Origin of the sequence: Amycolatopsis sp. NPDC102389, assembly GCF_044765885.1 — a bacterium.
Taxonomy (GTDB): domain Bacteria; phylum Actinomycetota; class Actinomycetes; order Mycobacteriales; family Pseudonocardiaceae; genus Amycolatopsis.
In genome coordinates this window covers 77,200-99,093 of record NZ_JBIWKX010000018.1, presented here as the reverse complement: position 1 = coordinate 99,093, position 21,894 = coordinate 77,200, and the positions used below count along the sequence as shown (strand labels likewise).

Annotated in this window: 17 protein-coding genes; 4 read left to right on the top strand and 13 right to left on the bottom strand. The window is 69.2% G+C overall.

Annotated features, from left to right (window positions below; all coding sequences use genetic code 11):
* Positions 1-45: 45 nt before the first annotated feature.
* A complete protein-coding gene (locus tag ACIRGA_RS17985) occupies positions 46-1,497 on the bottom strand; it encodes a glutamate synthase subunit beta (protein WP_400942394.1) in 1,452 nt (483 codons plus the stop codon).
* Positions 1,490-6,028 carry a glutamate synthase large subunit gene (gene gltB, locus ACIRGA_RS17980; RefSeq protein WP_400942392.1) on the bottom strand — a complete coding sequence of 1,513 codons (4,539 nt, stop codon included), beginning with the start codon at positions 6,026-6,028 and terminating at the stop codon, positions 1,490-1,492. The genes ACIRGA_RS17985 and gltB overlap by 8 nt, the downstream gene beginning before the upstream one ends.
* Positions 6,029-6,580: 552 nt before the next feature.
* Between gltB and ACIRGA_RS17975 the strand changes: the two genes are divergently transcribed.
* Positions 6,581-7,210 (top strand): YigZ family protein, encoded by a 630-nt coding sequence (locus ACIRGA_RS17975; RefSeq protein ID WP_400942391.1) that lies wholly within the window; start codon positions 6,581-6,583, stop codon positions 7,208-7,210.
* A 178-nt stretch (positions 7,211-7,388) separates the two neighbouring features.
* On the opposite strand, the gene ACIRGA_RS17970 is transcribed toward ACIRGA_RS17975, so the two are convergent.
* The 3 genes from ACIRGA_RS17970 to ACIRGA_RS17960 all read right to left on the bottom strand — a co-directional run bounded on the left by ACIRGA_RS17970 (position 7,389) and on the right by ACIRGA_RS17960 (position 8,878).
* Entirely contained in the window at positions 7,389-7,955 is a 567-nt protein-coding gene (locus ACIRGA_RS17970) for a GNAT family N-acetyltransferase (protein ID WP_400942389.1), read from the bottom strand.
* Positions 7,956-7,996: 41 nt separating this feature from the next.
* Positions 7,997-8,266 (bottom strand): hypothetical protein, encoded by a 270-nt coding sequence (locus tag ACIRGA_RS17965; RefSeq protein ID WP_400942388.1) that lies wholly within the window; start codon positions 8,264-8,266, stop codon positions 7,997-7,999.
* Between the two features lie 132 nt (positions 8,267-8,398).
* Entirely contained in the window at positions 8,399-8,878 is a 480-nt protein-coding gene (locus ACIRGA_RS17960) for an Lrp/AsnC family transcriptional regulator (protein ID WP_016332097.1), read from the bottom strand.
* 111 nt (positions 8,879-8,989) lie between these two features.
* On the opposite strand from ACIRGA_RS17960, the gene ACIRGA_RS17955 reads away from it, so the two are divergent.
* Positions 8,990-10,048, top strand: coding sequence for a Glu/Leu/Phe/Val dehydrogenase dimerization domain-containing protein (locus tag ACIRGA_RS17955; protein ID WP_400942386.1), 1,059 nt, complete (start codon positions 8,990-8,992; stop codon positions 10,046-10,048).
* Here ACIRGA_RS17955 and ACIRGA_RS17950 read toward each other — a convergent pair.
* The 7 genes from ACIRGA_RS17950 to ACIRGA_RS17920 form a co-directional block, all read right to left on the bottom strand.
* The gene (locus ACIRGA_RS17950) at positions 9,990-11,240 is read right to left on the bottom strand and encodes an ABC transporter substrate-binding protein (RefSeq protein ID WP_400942385.1); all 1,251 of its coding nucleotides are present in this window, start codon (positions 11,238-11,240) and stop codon (positions 9,990-9,992) included. The genes ACIRGA_RS17955 and ACIRGA_RS17950 overlap by 59 nt on opposite strands.
* Positions 11,237-12,394, bottom strand: a complete 1,158-nt coding sequence (locus ACIRGA_RS17945) for a branched-chain amino acid ABC transporter permease (RefSeq protein ID WP_400942383.1) — start codon at positions 12,392-12,394, stop codon at positions 11,237-11,239. Before ACIRGA_RS17945 ends, ACIRGA_RS17950 begins: the two co-directional genes overlap by 4 nt.
* The gene (locus ACIRGA_RS17940) at positions 12,387-13,265 is read right to left on the bottom strand and encodes a branched-chain amino acid ABC transporter permease (protein WP_400942381.1); all 879 of its coding nucleotides are present in this window, start codon (positions 13,263-13,265) and stop codon (positions 12,387-12,389) included. The genes ACIRGA_RS17945 and ACIRGA_RS17940 overlap by 8 nt, the downstream gene beginning before the upstream one ends.
* Positions 13,262-14,038, bottom strand: a complete 777-nt coding sequence (locus ACIRGA_RS17935; protein WP_400942379.1) for an ABC transporter ATP-binding protein — start codon at positions 14,036-14,038, stop codon at positions 13,262-13,264. The genes ACIRGA_RS17940 and ACIRGA_RS17935 overlap by 4 nt, the downstream gene beginning before the upstream one ends.
* Positions 14,035-14,844, bottom strand: coding sequence for an ABC transporter ATP-binding protein (locus ACIRGA_RS17930; RefSeq protein WP_400942377.1), 810 nt, complete (start codon positions 14,842-14,844; stop codon positions 14,035-14,037). Before ACIRGA_RS17930 ends, ACIRGA_RS17935 begins: the two co-directional genes overlap by 4 nt.
* A gap of 179 nt (positions 14,845-15,023) precedes the next feature.
* Positions 15,024-15,665: a response regulator transcription factor gene (locus ACIRGA_RS17925; RefSeq protein ID WP_172843603.1), complete on the bottom strand. Its 642-nt coding sequence runs from the start codon at positions 15,663-15,665 to the stop codon at positions 15,024-15,026.
* The gene (locus ACIRGA_RS17920; protein WP_400942374.1) at positions 15,635-16,813 is read right to left on the bottom strand and encodes a GAF domain-containing protein; all 1,179 of its coding nucleotides are present in this window, start codon (positions 16,811-16,813) and stop codon (positions 15,635-15,637) included. Before ACIRGA_RS17920 ends, ACIRGA_RS17925 begins: the two co-directional genes overlap by 31 nt.
* 94 nt (positions 16,814-16,907) lie before the next feature.
* Between ACIRGA_RS17920 and ACIRGA_RS17915 the strand changes: the two genes are divergently transcribed.
* Positions 16,908-19,673: an FAD-binding and (Fe-S)-binding domain-containing protein gene (locus ACIRGA_RS17915; RefSeq protein WP_400942373.1), complete on the top strand. Its 2,766-nt coding sequence runs from the start codon at positions 16,908-16,910 to the stop codon at positions 19,671-19,673.
* Positions 19,674-19,773: 100 nt separating this feature from the next.
* Entirely contained in the window at positions 19,774-20,976 is a 1,203-nt protein-coding gene (locus ACIRGA_RS17910) for a cytochrome P450 (protein ID WP_400942371.1), read from the top strand.
* Here the strand turns inward: ACIRGA_RS17910 and ACIRGA_RS17905 are convergent.
* The gene (locus ACIRGA_RS17905) at positions 20,957-21,859 is read right to left on the bottom strand and encodes an aminoglycoside phosphotransferase family protein (RefSeq protein ID WP_400942370.1); all 903 of its coding nucleotides are present in this window, start codon (positions 21,857-21,859) and stop codon (positions 20,957-20,959) included. The two genes, ACIRGA_RS17910 and ACIRGA_RS17905, sit on opposite strands and share 20 nt — an antisense overlap.
* Positions 21,860-21,894: the final 35 nt, after the last annotated feature.

Sequence of the window (21,894 nt, the reverse complement as noted above, 5' to 3'; positions counted from 1 at the left end):
GGTCCCTCAAGGAGGCCTTCACGGACTTCGGACTTCGGACGCGGCCTAGGTGAGGGGCCGGTCGGTCGGCGCGATCGGGGCGGGCAGCACGTCCCGTCCGGTGAGGAACGCGTCCACGCCGGCCGCGGCGGACCGGCCTTCGGCGATCGCCCACACGATGAGCGACTGGCCGCGGCCCATGTCGCCCGCCACGAACACGTTGTCGACGCTGGTCTTGAACGCCTTGTCGCGGGCGACGTTGCCACGCTGGTCCAGCTCGACGTTGAGCGACTCCAGCAGGCCTTCCCGCTCCGGGCCGACGAAGCCCATCGCGAGCAGCACCAGCTGCGCGGGCAGTTCGCGTTCGGTGCCTTCCACGGGGACGAACTTGCCGCCCTCGTTGCGCACCTCGACCAGCTTCAGCGCGCGCACGCGCCCATCGGCATCGGCCAGGAATTCCTGGGTGTTGACCGAGTACAGCCGCTCGCCGCCCTCTTCGTGCGCGGACGAGACACGGTAGATCATCGGATACGTCGGCCACGGATGCGCGTCGGACCGCGAAAGCGGCGGCTTCGGCATGATCTCCAGCTGCGTCACCGACTTCGCGCCCTGGCGGTGCGAGGTCCCGACGCAGTCCGCGCCGGTGTCGCCACCGCCGATGACGACGACGTCGAGGCCCTCGGCGCTGATCGGCGAGACGTCCAGCTCACCGGCGGCGACCCGGTTGGCGTGCGGCAGGAACTCCATCGCCTGGTGGATGCCGTCGTGCTCGCGGCCGTCGATCGGCAGGTCACGCCACGCGGTCGCGCCACCGGCGAGGACCACGGCGTCGTAGGACGACTTCAGCTCCTCGACGGTGAGGTCGACGCCGACGTTCACCGAGGTCCGGAATTCCGTGCCCTCGGCGCGCATCTGGTCCAGACGGCGATCGAGACGGTGCTTCTCCATCTTGAATTCGGGGATGCCGTAGCGCAGCAGCCCGCCGATCTTGTCGGCCCGCTCGAAGACCACGACACTGTGGCCCGCGCGCGTGAGCTGCTGCGCCGCGGCGAGTCCCGACGGGCCGGATCCGACCACCGCCACCTTCTTGCCGGTGAGCGCCACCGGCTTCTGCGGCGTGACCCAGCCTTCTTCGAAGGCCCGGTCGATGATCGAGATCTCGACCCGCTTGATGGTGACGGGATCGTCGTTGATCCCGAGCACACACGCCGTCTCGCACGGCGCCGGGCAGAGGGTCCCGGTGAACTCCGGGAAATTGTTGGTCGCGTGCAGCCGCTCGGCCGCCTCGCGCCAATCGTCGCGCCAGGTCAGCGTGTTCCACTCGGGGATGAGGTTCCCGAGCGGGCAGCCCTGGTGGCAGAACGGGATGCCGCAGTCCATGCAGCGTCCGGCCTGCTTCTGCAGTTTCGACGTCGCGAAGTCCTCGTACACCTCGCGCCAGTCCATCAGGCGCAGGTCGACGGGACGGCTCTTGGGCGTCTCGCGAGTGGTGGTCAGAAAGCCCTTGGGGTCAGCCATGTGCGGCCTCCATGATCGCCTCGTTCACGTCACGCCCATCGCGCTCGGCTTCAGCCTGCGCCGCGAGCACGCGCTTGTAGTCCTTCGGCATGACCTTGCCGAACCGGTCGACGGCGGCGTCCCAGTCGGCGAGCAGTGCACGCGCGACCGCGGACTCCGTTTCGTCGTAATGCTTTTCGAGCGCCTCGCGGAGGAAGTCCACATCGGACGAATCCAGCGGGTCGATGTCGACCATCTCCGGGTTGATCCGGTGCGCGGGCAGGTCCAGCACGTAGGCGACGCCGCCCGACATCCCGGCCGCGAAGTTGCGGCCCACGCCGCCGAGCACGACGACGCGGCCACCGGTCATGTACTCGCAGCCGTGGTCGCCGACGCCTTCGACGACGGCCAGCGCGCCCGAGTTGCGCACGCAGAACCGCTCGCCGACCTTGCCGCGGATGAAGATCTCGCCGCTGGTCGCGCCGTAGCCGATCACGTTGCCCGCGATGATGTGCTCTTCGGCGTTGTACCGCGCCACCTTCGGCGGCCGCACGATGAGCCGCCCGCCGGACAGGCCCTTGCCGACGTAGTCGTTGCCGTCGCCGTAGAGCCGCAGCGTGATGCCCTTGGGCACGAACGCGCCGAACGACTGGCCGGCGGTACCGGTGAAGGTCACGTCGATCGTGTTGTCCGGCAGGCCTTCGCCGCCCCACCGCTTGGTGAGTTCGTGGCCGAGCATGGTGCCGACGGTCCGGTTCACGTTGCGGACAGGCAGTTCCAGCCGCACTTTGTCCCCCGAGGACAGTGCGCCCTCGGCGAGCTGGATCAGCGTGTTGTCGAGCGCCTTCTCCAGCCCGTGGTCCTGCACGGTCTGCTGGTGACGCAGGCCGGCGGGGGCCATGTCGGGCACGTGGAAGATCGGCGTCAGGTCGAGCCCGGCGGCCTTCCAGTGGTCGATCGCCTTGCGCTTGTCGAGCATCTCCGCGTGGCCGACGGCCTCGGCGATGGACCGGAAACCCAGCTCCGCCAGGTACTCCCGGACCTCCTGCGCGATGAACTCGAAGAAGTTCACCACGTACTCGGCCTTGCCGCTGAACTTCTCGCGCAGCTTCGGGTTCTGCGTCGCGACGCCGACCGGGCAGGTGTCGAGGTGACACACCCGCATCATGATGCAGCCGGACACCACGAGCGGCGCGGTCGCGAAACCGAACTCCTCGGCACCGAGCAGCGCGGCGATCACGACGTCACGGCCGGTCTTGAGCTGGCCGTCGGTCTGCACGACGATCCGGTCACGCAGCCGGTTGGCCAGCAGCGTCTGCTGCGTCTCGGCGAGCCCGAGTTCCCACGGGCCACCCGCGTGCTTGATCGACGACAGCGGGGAAGCACCCGTGCCGCCGTCGTGCCCGGAGATGAGCACGACGTCCGCGTGCGCCTTGGAGACACCGGCCGCGACCGTGCCGACGCCGACCTCGGACACGAGCTTCACGTGGATGCGCGCGGCCGGGTTGGCGTTCTTGAGGTCATGGATCAGCTGTGCCAGATCCTCGATCGAGTAGATGTCGTGGTGCGGCGGCGGGGAGATGAGCCCGACCCCTGCCGTGGAGTGCCGCGTCTTCGCGATCCACGGGTACACCTTCGCGCCGGGCAGCTGGCCGCCCTCGCCGGGCTTCGCGCCCTGCGCCATCTTGATCTGGATGTCGTCGGCGTTGACCAGGTATTCGCTGGTGACGCCGAACCGTCCACTCGCGACCTGCTTGACCGCGCTGCGGCGCTCGGGGTCGTAGAGCCGTTCCGGATCCTCGCCGCCCTCACCGGTGTTCGACTTGCCGCCGAGGCGGTTCATCGCGATGGCCAGGGTTTCGTGCATCTCCGCCGAGATCGACCCGTAGGAGATCGCGCCGGTGGCGAACCGCTTGACGATCTCGGAGACCGGCTCGACCTCGTCGATCGGCACCGCGGGCCGCTGTCCGACCTTGAAGTCGAACAGGCCGCGCAGCGTGTACAGCTTCTGCGCCTGGTCGTCGACGGCCTTCGTGTACTCCTTGAAGACCTCGTACTTCCCGGCACGGGTGGAGTGCTGCAGCTTGAACACCGTCTGCGGGTTGAACAGATGTGGCTCGCCCTCGCGGCGCCACTGGTAGTCCGCGCCGGTCTCCAGCTCGCGGTGGTTCGCCCGGAACCCGTCGCGCGGGAACGCGCGGCGGTGCCGTTCGGCGACTTCCAGGGCGAGCGTGTCGAAGCCGACGCCGCCGAGCCGGGAAGTGGTGCCGGTGAAGCAGTTCTGGACGACCTCTTCGCCGAGCCCGACCGCTTCGAAGATCTGCGCGCCGGTGTAGGAGGCCACTGTGGACACACCCATCTTCGACATCGTCTTGCGGACGCCCTTGCCCAGCGCCTTGATCAGGTTCGCGGTCGCCTGCTTGGCGGTGGCACCGGCGATCAGGCCCTGATCGGCCATCTCCTCGACGGTCGCCATCGCCAGGTACGGGTTCACCGCGGCGACGCCGTAGCCGATCAGCAGCGCGATGTGGTGCACCTCGCGCGCGTCGCCCGCCTCGACGATGAGGCCGACCTGCGTGCGGGTCTTCTCGCGCACCAGGTGGTGGTGCACCGCGCCGGTGAGCAGCAGCGACGGGATACCCGCGTGGTCTTCGTCGATCCCGCGGTCGGACAGCACGATCAGCCGCGCGCCCTCGGCGATGGCCGCGGACACCTCGGCGCGGATCTCGTCGAGCCGCCGCACGAGCGCCTCGCCGCCGCCGTGGACGTCGTAGGTGCCCTGCACGGTGACGGCCTGGAACTCCGGCAGGTCGCCGTCGTCGTTGACGTGCACCAGCTTCGCGAACTCGTCGTTGTCCAGCACCGGGAACGGCAGCACGATCCGGCGGCACGACTTCGCGTCGGCCTCCAGGAGGTTCGGCTCCGCGCCGAGCTGGGTGCCCAGCGAGGTGACCAGTTCCTCGCGGATCGCGTCGAGCGGCGGGTTGGTCACCTGGGCGAAGAGCTGGATGAAGTAGTCGAACAGCAGCCGCGGGCGGCTGGACAGCGAGGCGATGGGGGAGTCGTTGCCCATCGAGCCGATCGGCTCCGCGCCGGTGCGGGCCATCGGTTCGAGCAGGACGTCGAGCTCCTCCTCGGTGTAGCCGAAGGCCTGCTGACGGCGGACGAGCGCGGCGTGCGGCGGGATCTCGCGCTCACGCTCGGGAAGCCCGGCGAGCGGGAGCAGGCCGTCCTCGACCCATTCGTCGTACGGGTGCTCGGTGGCGAGGTCGTTCTTGATCTCCTCGTCCTCGACGATCCGGCCGGCGGCGGTGTCCACGAGGAACATGCGGCCCGGCTCCAACCGTCCTTTCCGGACGATCGTGGACTGCTCCAGCTCCAGCACGCCGACCTCGCTGGCGAGGACGACGAGGCCGTCTTCGGTGACCCAGTACCGCGCGGGACGCAGGCCGTTGCGGTCGAGGACCGCGCCGATCTGGGTGCCGTCGGTGAAGGAGACCAGCGCGGGGCCGTCCCACGGCTCCATCAGCGTCGAGTGGAACTGGTAGAACGCGCGGCGCGCCGGGTCCATCTCCTGATGGTTCTCCCAGGCCTCCGGGATCATCATCAGCACCGCGTGGGGCAGCGAGCGACCCCCGAGGTGGAGCAGCTCCAGCACCTCGTCGAAGGACGCCGAGTCGCTCGCGCCGCGCGTTATGATCGGGTAGATGCGCTTGAGGTCGCCCGGGATCAGCTCGGATTCGAGCAGCGCCTCACGCGCGTCCATCCAGTTCCGGTTGCCGCGCAGGGTGTTGATCTCGCCGTTGTGGGCGACGTACCGGTACGGATGCGCCAGCGGCCACGACGGGAAGGTGTTGGTGGAGAAGCGGGAGTGCACCAGGCCGATGGCGCTGGTGACGCGCTCGTCGGTGAGGTCGGCGAAGAACTTCTCGACCTGCGGCTCGGTGAGCATTCCTTTGTAGACGATCGTGCGCGAGGACAGGCTCGGAAAGTAGACGTCATCTTCGACGAGCTCGTGCTCGGCGCGTTTACGCACGACGAAGGCGGCGCGTTCCAGCGCCAGGCCCTCCAGCGCGTCGTTGCCCGCCAGGAACAGCTGGCTGAAGTACGGCATCGTCTCGGCCGCGCCGGTGCCGACGTGTTCGGTGTGGACCGGAAGGTCACGCCAGCCGAGCACGCGCATGCCCTCTTCGGCGGCGACGCGCTGGATGGTCGTCATCGCGCGGCCGCGCCGGGTTTCGTCCTGCGGAAGGAAAGCCGTGCCGACGGCGTACGCGCCGGGCGCGGGAAGGTCGAAGTCGACGACCTCGCGATAGAACTCGTCGGGGACCTGGATGAGGATCCCGGCGCCGTCGCCGGTCTCCGGGTCTGCGCCGCGGGCCCCGCGATGTTCCAGGTTCCGCAGCGCGATCAGCGCTTTGGCGACGATGCCGTGATCGCGTTTACCGGAGAGATCGGCGACGAACGCGACACCACAGGCGTCGTGTTCGAACTCCGGGTCGTACAGGCCTTCGGGGGCCTTGCTGCCCTTGTAGCTGGCATGGTGGGTCACGGCTGGCCGCCTCCCAAGGCGTCGGCGCGACCGGTAACACTCCGTTCGGGTGGTTCGGACGTGAACCAGTTAACGAAGTGGTCCGGGACCGCGATGGTCAGTCGAGAGGGAACGATCCCGCCCGCGGAAACGGGGGCAGGCCTCGTAGAGCCGCACTGCATTGGGCGGCCGATGCGCATATCGGTACTGCTGTGCACGTGGGTGCCGCGTTGCCGCTGTGGTGGGTGGCTGGCGGGTACACGTGTTACTCCCGGGTTCGCCGGTCTTATGACGATAGTGTGAAATCGCTGTTATCGACATACGTCGCTTGGTCGGGGTGGGAAATGCCACGCGGGCGTTGACTTCAAACATCATCTGCCCACTGGCTGGAATGACGTGTCCACTGAGTGGAGCATCAGTGCTCTGACCTGCGGTTACCGCTGCCAGGCTGCTCCGAAAGTGTGACCTGGGTCGCGCGGTCGAGTGGGTTTCGCCGGTGTTGCGGTGACCCCGGGTGAGGAGTCGAATCGCCCGAACGGCAGAGCGACCTGCCCGGTTTGAGAGGCTTGGCCGATGGCGGATCGTTATCTCACCGTGGCGGGTACCGGGGTCCACGAGATCGAAATCCGGCGGTCGCGCTTCCTCTGCGCGCTCGCGCCGGTCACCTCGGAAGAGGCCGCCCGTGAGGTGATCGCCGCCCGGAAGAAGGCCGATCCGGCGGCGCGGCACCACTGTCACGCGTTCGTGTTGGGCACCGACGGACGCACCCAGCGATCGAGTGACGACGGCGAGCCAGCAGGAACCGCGGGCACCCCGATGCTCGAGGTCCTCCGCCGTCGCGAACTGACCGACACCGTCGCGGTGGTGACCCGCTACTTCGGCGGGGTCCTGCTCGGCGCCGGCGGTCTGATCCGCGCGTACGGCCAGGCGGTCTCCGAAGCCGTCGACGTCATCGGGGTCCGGGAGTACCGGCGGCTGCGGCTGGTGGAGGTCGTCGTCGACTACGACCGGGCCGGACGGCTGGAGAACGACATCCGCTCGTCGCCGTACCTGCTGCACGCGACGCGGTTCGAGGACGTCGCGCACTTCGACGTCGGGCTCGCGCCGGATCAGGGGGACGCGTTCCACGCCTGGCTCGCCGACCTGACCGGCGGTGAGGCCGTCGCCGAGGAAATCGGCGAGACCTGGCTGCCCGCCCCGTGACCAGACCCGTCACTCACGTGCTTGAACGGCGAACTCGCGTGATTGAAGGCGTAACTCACGTGATTGAAGGCGGAACTCGCTGATCGCCGCCCAATCACGCGAGTTCGCCGTCTGATCACGCGAGTTACGTCTCTGATCACGCGAGTTACGGGTCTGAGCACGTGAGTGACGGGTTCGGTCACGGGTGGGGGCGGGCCTGCCACTCCTCCAGGGTGATGGCGTACTCGACCTCGCCCTCCTCGGTGCCGGGGATCGGGTGGTCGAACTGCTCGTGATATGTCCGGACGTGCCGCATCCCGACCTTCTCCATGACCCGCCGGGACCCCAGGTTCACCGCCATGGTCGCCGCCCAGATCCGCTTGGCCCCGAATTCGGTGAACCCCTTCTCCAGGAGCGCGAGCGAACCTTCGGTCGCGTACCCCTTGCCCCAGCAGGACCGGTTCAGCCGGTAACCCAGTTCGGGATCGTCGTTGTGATGGCCGCGCAGCGGGCGGAAATGGAACCACCCCAGGAAATCCCCGCTCGATTTCTCGATCGCCGCCCAGAACCCGTAACCGGGGAAACGCTCGTAGTAACCGAGAAAGGCGGGAAGGTCGACGTTTTCGATCTCCGCCCGGTCGGCGGGTTCGCCCCCATTGAGGTACCGCATGACTTCGGGATCGTCGTAGAGCGCGAACAGGTCGTCGACGTCGGCGCCGGTGAACTGCCGCAGCACGAGCCGCTCGGTCTCCAGAAAGACACGCATCACGAGATCGTGGCGCTCCCGGCGCGCACCCGCAAACGCTTTTAGGCCGCGGCCAGCGGCGGGAAGGCGCCTTTCAGTGCCACCGCTCCGGCCTCGGTGAGCAGGGCGGGGACACGCTCGCCCCACCGGCCGCCCCGCGCGGCCCGCACCAGGCCGAGGTGGGCGAGGCGATGCGCGGTGTGCTGGTCGCAGCAGGCGAGGCCGTCGACGAACAGATCCGGCTCGCAGCTGCAGCTGATCTCGGCGTGGCCCTCGGCCACGGCTCTCAGGGTGGCCCGCTCACGATGGTTCAGGCCTGTCCGAACGTCCATGGCGCGCCTCCTTTCCGTTTCCGCTGTGAACAGTGAAACCCATACCCCCGACAGTTTCCGTCTCCTACGATGCGAAGTCTCGGATTTCGGGCGTACTTAGGGGTGGTGTGTCGCGTATTCCAGGGTGAAGACCTAGGGGGTGTCACCCGGTATTCGACGCGGAAGCGGTTCCAGCTCGGTCTTGCGAAGATGCCGGAAAATGATCGAACTCCGGAAGCCGATGATCTCTTTGCGCTTCGCCAACCGATCCACCAGGAATGCGTGGAGCTGATCGACGTCCTGCGCGGCGACGTGGATCAGGAAATCGTCGCTGCCGGCGGTGACGAAGACCGAAAGGACCTCCGGCAATTCCGCGACCGAACGCTGGAAGGAGTCGATCACCTCCCGGCTCAGCGGCCGCACCTGCGCCGAGACCATCGCCTGCACGCCGCGGTTGAGGCTGCGCAGGTCGATGTCGGCGTGATACCCGCGGATGACGCCGCGCTCCCGGAGCAGCCGCGTCCGTTCCAAGCAGGTCGACGGCGCGACGCCGACCTTGCGGGCGATGTCCCGGTTCGACTGCCGCGCATCCGCCTGGAGTTCGCGGATGATCGCCGAATCAAGTTCGTCCACGCCCACCCCTTTCGTCCGTCTGCCGAATAACGTTCGGCAGATCTCCTGCAAGCCTGCGAATCAGCCTAACTTCTGCGCATTCAGTCGACTAAGTGCGTGGGAGGAAGCGAGATGTCCGTACAGGAGCTGGTCGTCCGGCGGGGGCGCCGGTCCGGGGTGACGACGATGGTGGCCGTGCACTCGCGCGCGCTCGGCCCGGCCGTCGGCGGCTGCCGGTTCAAGGTCTATCCGCGCGTCCACGACGCGATCGACGACGTCCTGCGGCTGTCCGCGGCGATGACCCGCAAATGCGCGGTCGCGGGCCTGGACTTCGGCGGCGGCAAGAGCGTCGTCGCGCTCGAAGGTTTGCCGACCCCCGAGCAGCGGCGCGAGATCCTGCTCGACCACGCCGACCTCATCGCGTCACTCGACGGCGCGTATCTCGCCGGGCCGGACGTCGGCACCGGCCCGGAGGACATGCGCGTCTTGCGTGAACGGACCCCGCATGTCTTCTGCCTGCCCGAGGAGCACGGCGGCACCGGTTCGTCGAGCGGGCCGACCGCCGTCGGAGTGCTCGCCGCCCTGCGAGCGGGCGCCCGGGCGGTCTTCGGTGACGACGACCTGACCGGCCGCAAGGTGGTCATCAGCGGCTACGGCTCGGTCGGCGCCCACCTGGCCGCCGACCTGGTCAAGCAGGGCGCGAAGGTCATCGTGTCCGATGTGGATGAACGACGCCTCGCTGCGGCAGAAGGACAGGGCTTGAAGCGGGTAGAGCCGGATCAGGTACTCGGCGTCGAGGCCGACGTCCTGATCCCGGCCGCCGTCGGCGGGGTCTTCGGCCCGGGGACCGAGGTCGCCGCGCCGCTCGTCGTCGGCCCGGCGAACAACCAGCTCACCAACGACACAGTCGCGGCGAACCTCGCCGCTCAGGGAGTCCTGTGGATCCCGGACTTCGTCGCGAGTGCCGGAGGAGTCGTCTACACGCTCGGCCGCGAAGCCGAGCACCTCACCCACGATGAGGCACTCGCCCGCGTCGAAACCCTGGAGGAGACCACGCGAAGGATTCTCGACGCCGCTTCGGCCAACGGCACCACGCCGTTGGCCGAAGCGGAAGCGCTCGCCGAAGCGAGGCTCACTTCTGGTGCGGAGCCACGTACTCCTTCGCCTCGGGAGCCTCGAACAGCGGCTTGACGTAGCGGACCCCGCCCTCGGCCGACGCGTCCGGTGTCGCCGCGTACACCTGGCGCGTCGCCGGGGTGCCCGCCTTCGAGAAGTCCAGTGCCGCCACCAGATCGTCGGTGCTCGCCGACGTCGTCTGCTTCAGCGCCGCGGCGATGCCGTCCCGGGTGAGATCCTTGTTCTCGCAGGCCTTCTTGAGCACCGCGCCCCACACCTCGCCGACCGCGTAGCCATAAGGGATCCCGCCGTTCGGGGTCTCCTTGTACGCCGCCTTGTACTTCGAGGCGACGTCCTTGGCCTTGGGGAGGTCCGCGGAGAACGGGACACTGCTGGCGACGATCGTCAGCTTGTCGAGCGCGTTCGCGGCCGGGCTCTTGAGCAGCACGGGATCGAAGGTCGGGTTGTTGCCGAGCACGGGAACGTTCAGCCCGAGCGCCTTGTTCGCCGCGAGCGCGGAACCGGTCTGCGCCGGGGTCGTGGTCAGGACGATGGACTTCACCCCGGCGCCCTTGAGCCCGGTGATGATGTTGGTGAGGTCGTTGTCGGTCGAGGTCACCTTGACCTCTTTGACCGTCAGATTGTGCTTCTTGGCGTAGAACTGCGAGCCGCGCAGGCCGTTCTTGCCGTACTCACCGTCGATGTAGACGTGCCCGATCGTGTCGCCGTCCTTCACCAGCCCCTTTTCCTGGAAATACGACAGCCCGTCGATGATCTCCAGGTCGTACGTCGTCCCGACGATCATCACGTACGGGTTGTCGAGCAGTTCCGAAGACCACGACGCGGGCGCCGCGACGGTCTTGTCCGAGGCGATGTTCTGCTTCAGCGCGGCGACCACCGGCGAGCCGAGCAGTTGTACGAAGCCGAGGACCTTCGGCTCGATCTGCGGATACAGCGTCTTCGCCGTGTCCGCCTTGTAGCCATGGTCGACGGTCTCGAGTTTGACCTGACGTCCGCACGCCCCGCCCGCGGTGTTGAAGTCCTTGGCCCACAACTCGTTCCCCTGTGTGATGCCGAGCCCGAGGTTCTTGAACACCCCGGTCTTGTCGGTCATCACACCGAGGGTGATCTCCGAGGACGTCACCCCTTTGTCGGTCTTGACGCCCGAACCGTCCGCCCCCGAGGACCCCGAGTCGCCCGCTTTCGTGCTGCACGCCGAGAGGGCGAGGACCGCCGCCAGCGCGACGGCCGGATATGTGCGCTTCATTTGTCTTGCTCCTCCGGGAGATGAGGTTTCTTGGCGGGGGTGATGCGTCGGCCGATCGCGGCGAGCCCGCCCGGTTCGAAGAGCACCACGAGGATGATCGCGGCACCGTAGACGAACGAACTGACCAGGATCGGGGTCAAGGCGCCGTCCCCGGTACCGGAGAACCAGCCGAGATCGGCGGAGTACAGCGAAAGCACCTGCGGCAGCCCGTTGACGATCAGCGCGCCCACCAGCGCGCCGGGCACCGAGCCGAGTCCCCCGATGATCACCATGGCCAGGAAGGCGATGGAGATGTTGATGCCGTACGTGCCGAATTCGCTCTCGTCGGGTTTGAGGATGTCGAACCACAGCACGGTCATCGCGCCGGCGAGCCCCGCGTACGCCGAGGAGACCGCGAACGCGCCCGCCTTGGCCCGCGTGACGCTGACGCCCATCACGGACGCGGCGGCCTCGTTGTCGCGCACCGCCCGCCACGACCGGCCGACCCGGCTGCGCACCGCCGCCTGCGCGACCACGAACGCGAGCACGGTCAGCAGCAGGAACAGGTACCAGAGCCGTTCCGCCTGCCGGATCGGCACGCCCATCAGCTCGATCTCCGGGCCGCCGTTGGTGAACGGGAAACCGAACAGCGAGAACGGCTGGGGCGCGCGCCCGGTCGAGGTCCCGCCGGTCAGCGTCTCGGCCGACTGTCCGAAGTAGAGCCCGAGGAACACCAGCGACAGCGACGCGACACCGAGGTAGATCCCGCGCAGCCGTCCCGAAACCGGCGCGAACGCCAGCCCCAGCAGCGCGGTGACGACCACCGCGCCGACCAGCGAAAGACCGGGATCGAGGCCGAGCCCGAACACGCGCTCGTCGTCCGACGGTCCGGAAAGGACGGTGTAGCCGGTCGCGCCCGCCAGCAGGAAGAACGCGTGTGCCAGCGAAAGCTGCCCGGCCTGCCCGACCAGCAGCGTGAGCCCGATCGCGCCGACCCCGCCGATCATCATGTACTGCCCGGCCTTCAGCCAGGCGGCGTCGAGATATAGCGGGATCGCGAGCAGGACGACCAGCAGCGCGACCCAGGCCAGTGCCTTGAGCAGGCGTCCCCGATCGCGTTTCGCGGGCGGTGACTGGGGAGCCGCGGCAGGGGTTTTCACGGCGGTGTCAGACACGGGTGCTCTCCCTCGTCCCGAACAACCCCGACGGCCGCACCACGAGGACCACGAGCATCACCAGGAAGACCGCGCTCTTGGAGAAGTCGAACGACACGTACTGCGCCGAAAGCGCCTCGACCAGCCCGACGACCAGGCCGCCCACCACCGCGCCCGCCGTCGAGTCCAGCCCGCCGAGGATGGCCGCGGGGAACGCCGCGAGCGCGATGGAGTGCGTACCGCGGGACAGGCCCGCGCCGGAGAAGTCCTGCGTGGCGATGAAGAGCACCGCGACCCCGGCGAGCACCCCGGCGACCACCCACGCGGTCGCCGTCACCCGGGAACTGCGGATCCCCATCAGCGCGGCGGCTTCGCGGTTCTCGGCCTGGGCGCGCATGGCGATACCCCAGTTCGAGTACTTGAAGGCCAAGGTGAACGCGGTGATCAGCACGGCGGCGACGAGCAGCGCCACCAGATGTGTCCGGAACAGCGTGATCCCGCCGAGCTGGAACGGCTTCGCGTCCCAGGCGTCGCCGAGGAACGGCAACGTGACGCCGAGCCGTCGCACGATCTCCTCGGTGATGATCACGTCGACGCCGATGGTCAGCAACGCCAGGCTGTTCGCGTCCGCGTGCCGCGAGCGGGACAGCAGAAGTCGTTCCAGCAGCAGGGCGAGCAGGCCCGCCGAGACGATGCCGGCCAGCGAGGCGCCCAGCCAGCCGAGGGATTCGCGGGTCACGACGACCAGGTATCCGCCGAAGAGCACGAGCGAGCCGTGCGCGAAGTTGACCACCTCGGTGGCCTTGAAGATGATCACGAAACCCAGCGCCAGCAACGCGAACACCGCGCCCTTGCCGAGCCCGTTCACCACGAGTTGCAGGAAAGTGTTCACGCCGTGGCCTCCGTGCCGAGATATGCCCTGATCACGTCCGGATCCGACTGGACCTCGGCGGGGGTGCCGTCGGCGATGCGCCTGCCGAAGTCCAGGACGGTGACCCGGTCCGCGATGCCCATCACCAGCCCCATGTCGTGTTCCACCAGCAGGATCGAGATGCCGAGCTCGTCACGGACGTCGCGGATCGTCCCGGCCAGTTCGGCGGTCTCGGTCGCGTTCATGCCTGCCGCCGGTTCGTCGAGCAGCAGCAGCACCGGTTCGACGGCGAGCGCGCGGGCCAGGTCGACGCGTTTCACCGCGCCGTAGGGCAGCGCGCCCACCGGGAGATGCACCAGCGCGCCGATGCCGAGGAAGTCGCAGATCTCCCGCACCCGCGCGGAATGGCGGCGTTCGGCCCGGACCGTCCACGGCAGACGGAGCCCGCAGGCGAGGAAGCCGCCCTTGGTCAGCGCGTGGCGGCCGAGCATGACGTTGTCGAGCACGGTGGAGCCGGGGGAGAGGGCGGCGTTCTGGAACGACCGGCCGACCCCGAGGCCCGCCAGCCGGTGCGGCGGGAGTCCGGAAAGGACGGCGTCGCCGAGCCGGACGCGGCCGGTGTTCGCCCGGTAGAGGCCGCTGATGACGTTGAAACAGCTGGACTTCCCGGCACCGTTCGGACCGATGAGCGCGTGCAGCGAACCGGAACCGACGGTGAACGAGACGTCGTCCAGCGCCCGGATCCCGCCGAAGCGCAGGGTCACGTTCTCGACGTGCAACTCGGGCGGCGTCATCCGGCCCACCTCGACAGGCTCCGGCCCGCGAGCTGTTTGCGGGCGTCGGCGGCCTCGGCTTCGGCGGTGGCCTGCGATTCGGCGTGGCCGCCGAGGTAGAGCCGCTGGACCTCCTCGCTCGCCGCGAGCTCGGCCGTCGTCCCGGCCAGCGCGACCCGGCCCACTTCGAGGACGATCGCGTGATCGGCGACGCGCAACGCCATCACGGCGTTCTGCTCGACCAGCACCACGGCGGTGCCCTGCTCGTGGATCTCGCGGATGATGTCGCCGATCTGCTCGACGATCTTCGGCGCGAGACCGAGCGAAGGTTCGTCGAGCAGCAGGAGCCGCGGGCCGGACATCAGCGCGCGACCGATCGCGAGCATTTGCTGCTCACCGCCGGAAAGCAGGCCCGCACGCTGGTTGGCGCGTTCGGACAGGACCGGAAAGAGCTCGTCGACGCGTTTACGGGCGGCGGCGCGCTGGCCGGGGTTGCGGGCGCCGATCCCGCCCGCGCGCAGGTTCTCCTCGACCGTCATCCGCGCGAAGACCTGGCGGCCTTCGGGGACGCCGACCACGCCGAGACCGACGATGCGGGCCGGGTCGAGTTTGGACAGTGGTTTGCCGTCGTAGCGCACCTCGCCGGCGGAAACCGAGCCCCGGTGCATGCGCAGCGTGCCGGAGACGGTGCGCAGCAGGGTCGACTTCCCGGCCCCGTTGCTGCCGAGGACGGCCAGCACCCCATCAGGTGAAACGTCGAGGTCGACCCCGTGCAGTGCGGCCACCGATCGGCCGTACCGCACCTGGAGATCACGAACACTCAGCAAGCCGCCTCCTCCGTTCGTGTGACGCGAGTCACGATCGGTGGCGGTCATCCTGCGTGGGCACCCTCCGCCGCGTTACCCCCACCTGGAGACCCACCCGGCAACAAAACGGACACGACGCATTTCGTCCTCTAAATGCGGTAGTTGCACGCGCAAGTACCGCATTTAGAGGACGAAACGCGTCAGAGGAGGCCGGCTTCGGAGGCTTTGCCGATGGCCTCGACGCGGTTCCGGGCGCCGAGTTTGTGCAAAGCGGACTGCAGGTAGGTCTTCACCGTGTTCCGCGCCAGCCCGGTCGATTCCGCGATCTCCGGATTCGTCTGCCCCTGCGCCGCCAGCCGCAGGACCTCGTACTCACGCCGCGTCAGGCCACTACGGGCCAGCGCGTCGGACCGCTGGCCGTCGTCGGGGAAGATCCGCGGATCGACGACGCGCTCACCCTTGAGCACCTGCCGCAACGCCGCCACCAGATCCGTCCCGGCGACGTCCTTGAGCAGGCAACCGTGCGCGCCGGAGTCCAGCGCGGCCCGCACGCCCTGATGGTCACCGTGCGCGGTGAACACCACGATCCGCCCGGCCGGATGCACGCGGCGGAGTTCGGCGATGACCTCGGGCGCGAGCATGTCCGGCAGCCGCAGGTCCAGCAGGATCAGCACCGGCTTCAGCTCACCCGCCCGCCGGATCGCGGACCGGCCGGTCTCGGCCGAGCCGACCACGGTCATCGCCGGGTCGTAGCGCAGCAGCAGGCTCACCCCGTCGCGGACCACCGGATGGTCGTCCACGACGAGCACCGTCACCGGCGACGGCACGGTTCCGGCACCCATGCGCGCAGCGTGCACCCGTCGTCCTCGTCGCGGACCAGGCTGACCCGGCCGCCGAGCCGCGCGGCGCGTTCGGCCAGCGCGCGCAGCCCCATCCCGGTGCCCGGTTCGGGCTCCTCGGCATCTTCAGTGCGATGGCCCGTCCCGTCGTCGGCGACGACCACCTGCACGCCGTCGTCACTGGGCAGGAGACTGACCACGACGGACAACGCGTCGGCGTGTTTCTCCACGTTGAGCAGGCCCTCGCGGACGGCCGCCACCAGCAGCCCGGTGCGTTCGGCGTCCAGCCGCGGCACCGGCGCGAGCTGCACGAACCGCGCCGGGACGCCGCAGCGGGCCTGAAACGACCGGCAGTGCTCGGCCAGTTCCACCGGCAGCGCGCGCTCCGGGCTCGACTCCGACAACGCCAGCAGCGACTCGCGCAGCGCTCTCGACGCGGCCGACACGTCGCCCTCCAGCCGCCGCAGCCGCGATTCGAGCGCCGGGTTGTCGCTGATGTCCTCGTGCAGGTTCCGGACCTGGACGCCGATCGAGAACAGCAGCGCGCCGACCGAATCGTGCAGCGCGCTCTGCATCCGGAGCCGTTCGGAGGACAGCGCGGTTTCCCGGTCGGCTTCGGCGACCGACGCCAGTTTCAGCGCCCGGCCGGCCTCGGTGGCGATGTCTTCGAGGGACTGGACCGCGTCGTCGCCGAAGTCGCGACGCTCGCGCATGGCGGCGTACGCGATGGCGACGGTCTCGGTCCCGCTGACGATCGGGACGGCGATCATCGCGGCGAGGCCCTCGCCGCGGACCTGCGCGTCGAACTGGTGGGTGATACTCGGCGAGTTGACGTAGTCGTTCACCCTCACCGGCTTGCCCAGCGCGAGCACTCGCCCGCCGATGCCCTGGCCGATGGGCACGGCGAGATCCTGCAATGCGTCCGTCCTGGTGCCCGACATCCAGCGGATCACCGCCACTTCGGGCCCGGCCAGCTCGGCGACGAAGCCGGAATGCGTGCCGATCGACTCGCGGATCAGCCGCGCGGTGCCGTTGAGGGCCGCGACCCGGTCGAGGGTCGCGAGCAGCTCTTCGCGCTCGCGAAGAAGCCCGCCGAGCACCGCGCTGTGCTCGGCGGCGAGCTCTTCAGCGGCGTGCCGTCTCGCCGTCACGCGCTCACGATCGCATACCGGACGTGGTTTCCGACACACCCGTCCGGAGAGGTTCGCCGATGCGTTTCCGGCCGCGGTTGTCTTGAATGGACCCGTGGAGATCCTGGCCGACGCCGCGACACTGGCGCTGTACACGACCGACGCCTCCAACTACCGGCACGTGCCGAAGGGTGTGGTGCTGCCGCGGAGCGTCGACGAGGTGATCGAGGCCGTCGCCGCCTGCCGCCGGGCCGGGCTGCCGGTGATCGCCCGCGGCGGCGGCACCAGCGTCGCGGGCAACTCGTGCGGGCCGGGCGTCGTGATCGACACCTCGCGTCACCTCAGCGGGGTCCTCGGCCTCGACCCGGCGGCGCGCACGGCGAGGGTCGCGCCCGGGACCGTCCTCGACGACCTCCAGCGGCTCGCCGCGCCGCACGGGCTCCGGTTCGGCCCCGATCCGTCGACGCATTCGCGCTGCACGATCGGCGGGATGATCGGCAACAACGCCTGCGGCTCGCATTCGGTGGCCTGGGGCCGCACGGTCGACGTGGTCCGGGAGCTGGACGTGCTGCTCTACGACGGCACGCGGCTGACCGTCGGGCCCACCTCGCCGTCCGAAGTGGACGCCCGGGCGGCCAAGCCCGGCACCGAAGGCCGGGTCTTCTCCGAGTTGCGCGCGCTGGTCCGGGACAACCTGGCGTTGCTGCGCACCGAACTGTCGTCCTTCAGCAGGCGGGTCTCCGGATACGGGCTCGAACACCTGTTGCCGGAGAACGGTTTCGACGTCGCCAAGGCGCTGGTCGGCAGCGAGGGCACCTGCGTGACCGTCCTGGAGGCGACGGTCTCGCTGGCCGAGGTCCCGGCGCGCAAGGTGCTCGCGGTGCTCGGATTCGAGTCCGACATCGCCGCGGCCGACGCCGTCCCGGAGATCCTGCCGTGGTCGCCCCTGACCGTCGAAGGCGTCGACGCGGATCTCGTCGCCCTGCTGGAGCCGGGCCGTGCCGACGGGCTTCCGCCGGGCGGCGCCTGGTTGTTCGTCGAAATGGCCGACCCGGACAAGGCACGCGAGCTGATCGCCGGACTGCGTGGCGCGTTGACCGGATCCGCGCTGCTGGACGACGCGGTCGCGCAGAAGCGGCTGTGGCGGATCCGGGAGGAGGGCGCCGGTCTCGCGACCCGGTTGGCCGGAGGCGAGGAGGCCTGGCCCGGCTGGGAAGACGCTGCCGTGCCGCCCGAGCGTTTGGGTGCCTACTTGCGGGAATTCAAACAGCTCATGCGCGAGCACGGCCGCAAGAGCGTGGTCTACGGCCACTACGGTGAAGGCTGCCTGCACCTGCGGCTGGACTTCGATCTTCTTTCGCCGCAAGGGATCGCCGGGTTCCGGTCGTTCCTCGAAGAGGCGGCGGACCTGGTCGCCGCACACGGCGGCTCGCTGTCCGGGGAACACGGCGACGGCCAGGCCCGCTCGGAGCTGCTGTCGCGGATGTACAGCCCGGAGATCCTCGCGCTTTTCGCGCGGTTCAAAGGGATCTTCGATCCGGCGGGCATGATGAACCCGGGCATCCTGGTGAACCCCAGGCCGGTCGACGCCGATCTTCGCGTGCGGCGCGCGCCGCTGGCGCTGGAAGACGTCACCGCGCTCGCGTACCCGGAGGATCAGGGGAGCTTCGGGCAGGCGATGCGGCGTTGTGTCGGCGTCGGGAAATGCCGCAACACCACCGGAGCGGGCGTGATGTGCCCGAGCTACCGCGCCACGCGGGAGGAGAAGCATTCGACGCGGGGCCGCGCGCATCTGCTCGCCGAGATGGTGAACGGCGAACTGATCACCGACGGCTGGCGTTCGGAGGAGGTCGCCGAGGCGCTGGATCTCTGCCTGTCGTGCAAGGGCTGCCTGTCCGATTGCCCGGTCGACGTCGACATGGCGACGTACAAGGCGGAATTCCTGCACCAGCACCACAAGGGCCGGATCCGGCCGGCGTCGCACTATTCGATGGGCTGGCTGCCGGTGTGGCTGCGCGCCGCGTCGCTGGCGCCGCGGCTGGCGAACACGGTGTCGCGCCGGTTCTCCGGGCTGCTGAAGAAGTTCGGTGGGATCGCGCCGGAACGGGACCTGCCGACGTTCGCCACGGCTCCGTTCACCCGGCGCCGCGCCGATCTCAAACGCTGGGCGACCGGCTCCCGGCCCGTGGTGCTGTGGCCCGACTCCTTCAACAACTACCTCACGCCGGACGTCCTCGACGCCGCGGCCGAGGTGCTCACGGCCGCGGGCTACGACGTCGTCCTGCCGGATCGCGGCGTTTGCTGTGGCCTCACCTGGGTGTCGACCGGGCAGCTCGACGTGGCGAAGAAAGTGTTGCACCGCACGCTTTCCGTGCTCGAACCGTATCTGCGATCGGGTTACCTGGTCGCCGGACTGGAGCCGAGCTGCACGGCGCTGTTCCGCGGTGACCTCCCGGCTCTCGTGCCCGACGACCCGATCGCGAAACTGCTGGCCGAACGGACGAGGACCTTCGCCGAACTCGTCGAGGACTCGCCGCTCGAATTCCGGTCGCTGGACGTCGAAGCGCTCAGCCAGGTGCACTGCCATCAGCACGCCGTGCTCGGTTTCGACGCCGACGAGGCCGCGATGCGCGCCGCGGGTATCCACAATTCCACAATGGACTCCGGTTGCTGTGGACTGGCGGGCAACTTCGGCTTCGAACGCGGGCACTACGACGTTTCCGTCGCCTGCGCCGAAGACCGCATGCTGCCCGCGATCCGTGCCGCGGCCGAGGGCACCGAAGTGGTCGCGGACGGCTTCAGCTGCCGGACGCAGATCGAGCAGCTCGACGGACGGAAGGCCGTGCACCTGGCGGAACTCTTGCGGCGCGCGCTGCCCTAGCCGGCGGGATTATCACCCGGTGATAAGGATCTTCGGCTCTTCGGGCGGGTGATCGGGCGGAGCCTTCCGGCCGCGCTCAGCGCCGCTCATCATCGGCTCCATGACAGCCACTTACCCCGCGGCGAAGGACGACCCCGCGACCCCGATGGGCGCGATCTACGCCGAGTATCCCCCGATGTCCTGGGTCGTCTTCCCCAGCGGCTGCGAAGGCTGGTTGGTGACCCGTTACGAAGACGTCCGCCTGATCTTCTCGGACACGCGGTTCTCCCGGAACCTGCTCGCACCGGGCGCGCCGTGTCTCATCGAACCGGGTGACTTCTCCACCGGAGAGCACAGCATCCTGAACATGGATCCGCCGGATCACACGCGCCTGCGGAAACTGACGGCGCGGGCCTTCACCGTCCGCCGGATCGCCGGGCTGCGGCCGCGGATCCAGGAGATCGCCGGCACGCTGCTGCGGGCGATGGCCGAGCACGGCCCGCCGGTGGATCTCGTCGAGATGTTCGCCTTTCCGCTGCCCACCGCGGTCATGTGCGAGATCCTCGGCGTCCCGTTCGAAGGCAGGGAACGGTTTCGTCAGTGGTCGCGTGTGATCGTCACGCCGATGGCGTACACCCCGGCGGAAGTGGCACAGGCCCGGCGTGACGGGGCGGACGACATGGCGGCGCTCGTCGCCGTCAAGCGCGCGACGCCGGGGGAGGACCTGCTGAGCGTCCTCGTGCACGCTCGCGACGAGGACGGCGACCGGCTCACCGAGGCCGAGCTGATCGATCTCGCCACCCAGCTCCTGCTCGCCGGGCACGAGACCACGGTCAGCCTGATCGCGACCGGGATCGTGCTCCTGGCGGGAAATCCCGATCAGCTCGCCGCGCTGCGCTCGGATCCGGGTCTGACAGAAGGGGCCGTCGAGGAGATCATGCGGTTCGACGGGCCCGCCGACGCGTCGCTGCTCCGGGTCGCGTTGGAGGACGTCGAGCTGAGCGCCGGTCAGGTCCGGCGCGGTGAGGCGGTGCTGGCGCACACCGGTGCGGCGAACCGCGACGAAGCGGCCTTCCCCGGCGCGTCACGGTTCGACATCCGGCGCCGGAACGCGCCGCAACTCGGCTTCGGGCACGGGCTCCACTTCTGCCTCGGCGCGGCGCTGGCCCGGCTCGAAGGGGAGATCGCGTTCCGGACCCTGCTCGACGGACTTCCGGGGCTGGATCTGGCGGTTCCCGCTTCGGCCATCGCCTGGCGTCCGCCGCTTTCGATCCGCGGCCCGGAGGCGGTGCCCGTGACCTGGGCTACCACCAAGCGCGGCTGAGGCTTTCCAGCGTCGGTTCCTCCGGCGCGGGAAGGACCCCGAGGTACCAGGTGAAGTTGCTGTATACGTGCAAAAGCGCGTACGCCAGGCAGCGCCGGGAGAAGTCCTCGTCCGGATCGGCGCCGTATCCGGCGAGCAGCCGTCGCAGGAAGTCCTTGTCCCCGCCGGAAACGAACAGGCCCACGGCGACGAAGTCGTAGTCGGCCGCGCCCCGCATGGCCGGCTCGAAGTCGAAGAGCCCGCTCAGCCGCGGACGTCCGCCGTCGTGGGTGACCATGAGATGGTCGCGCATGAACTCGGTGTGCAGCGGGACGACCGGCGGGCTGCCCAGCTCGACGGAATCGAGGAACGCCGGGATCTGCGCGATCCAGCTTTCGCCGAGCCCGGTCCGCCGGTGATGCTCGACGACGTTCGCGCGCTGCTCGGCGACGAACGCGGCCCAGTCCGGCGGGTCCAGGACGTCGAGCCGCGGGTCGTGCAGCGTATGCAGGGCGGCCAGCGCCTCGCCGAGTTCGGGAGCGAGCCGGTGTTTGTCCTCTGTGGACAGTTTCGGCCAGGCGTCCTTCAACGTTTCGCCGCGAAGGCGTTCCATGAGCGCATAGCCCCAGCCGTCCCGCTCGCCGACGTCGTGCACGGCGGGGGTCGGGATCGGCAGTTTCCCGTGCAGGACCTCGAGCATCGTCCGCTCGGTGGGGAGTTCGTCGAGATGCACCGGCGGGAACAGCTTGAGGACCAGATCGTCGCCGACGGCGTAGACCGGCAAGGAGCCTTCGGTGAACGGGACGGCTTCGCCAAGACCGAGCGACCTCACGGCGGGGAGCAGGTCTTGCCTGGTCAGCGCGCCGAATTCGGCTTCGGTGCCGGCGGGCGGGAACGGGGTCACGGGCACGACCGTAGAACAGCGGGCCGTGGATCGCG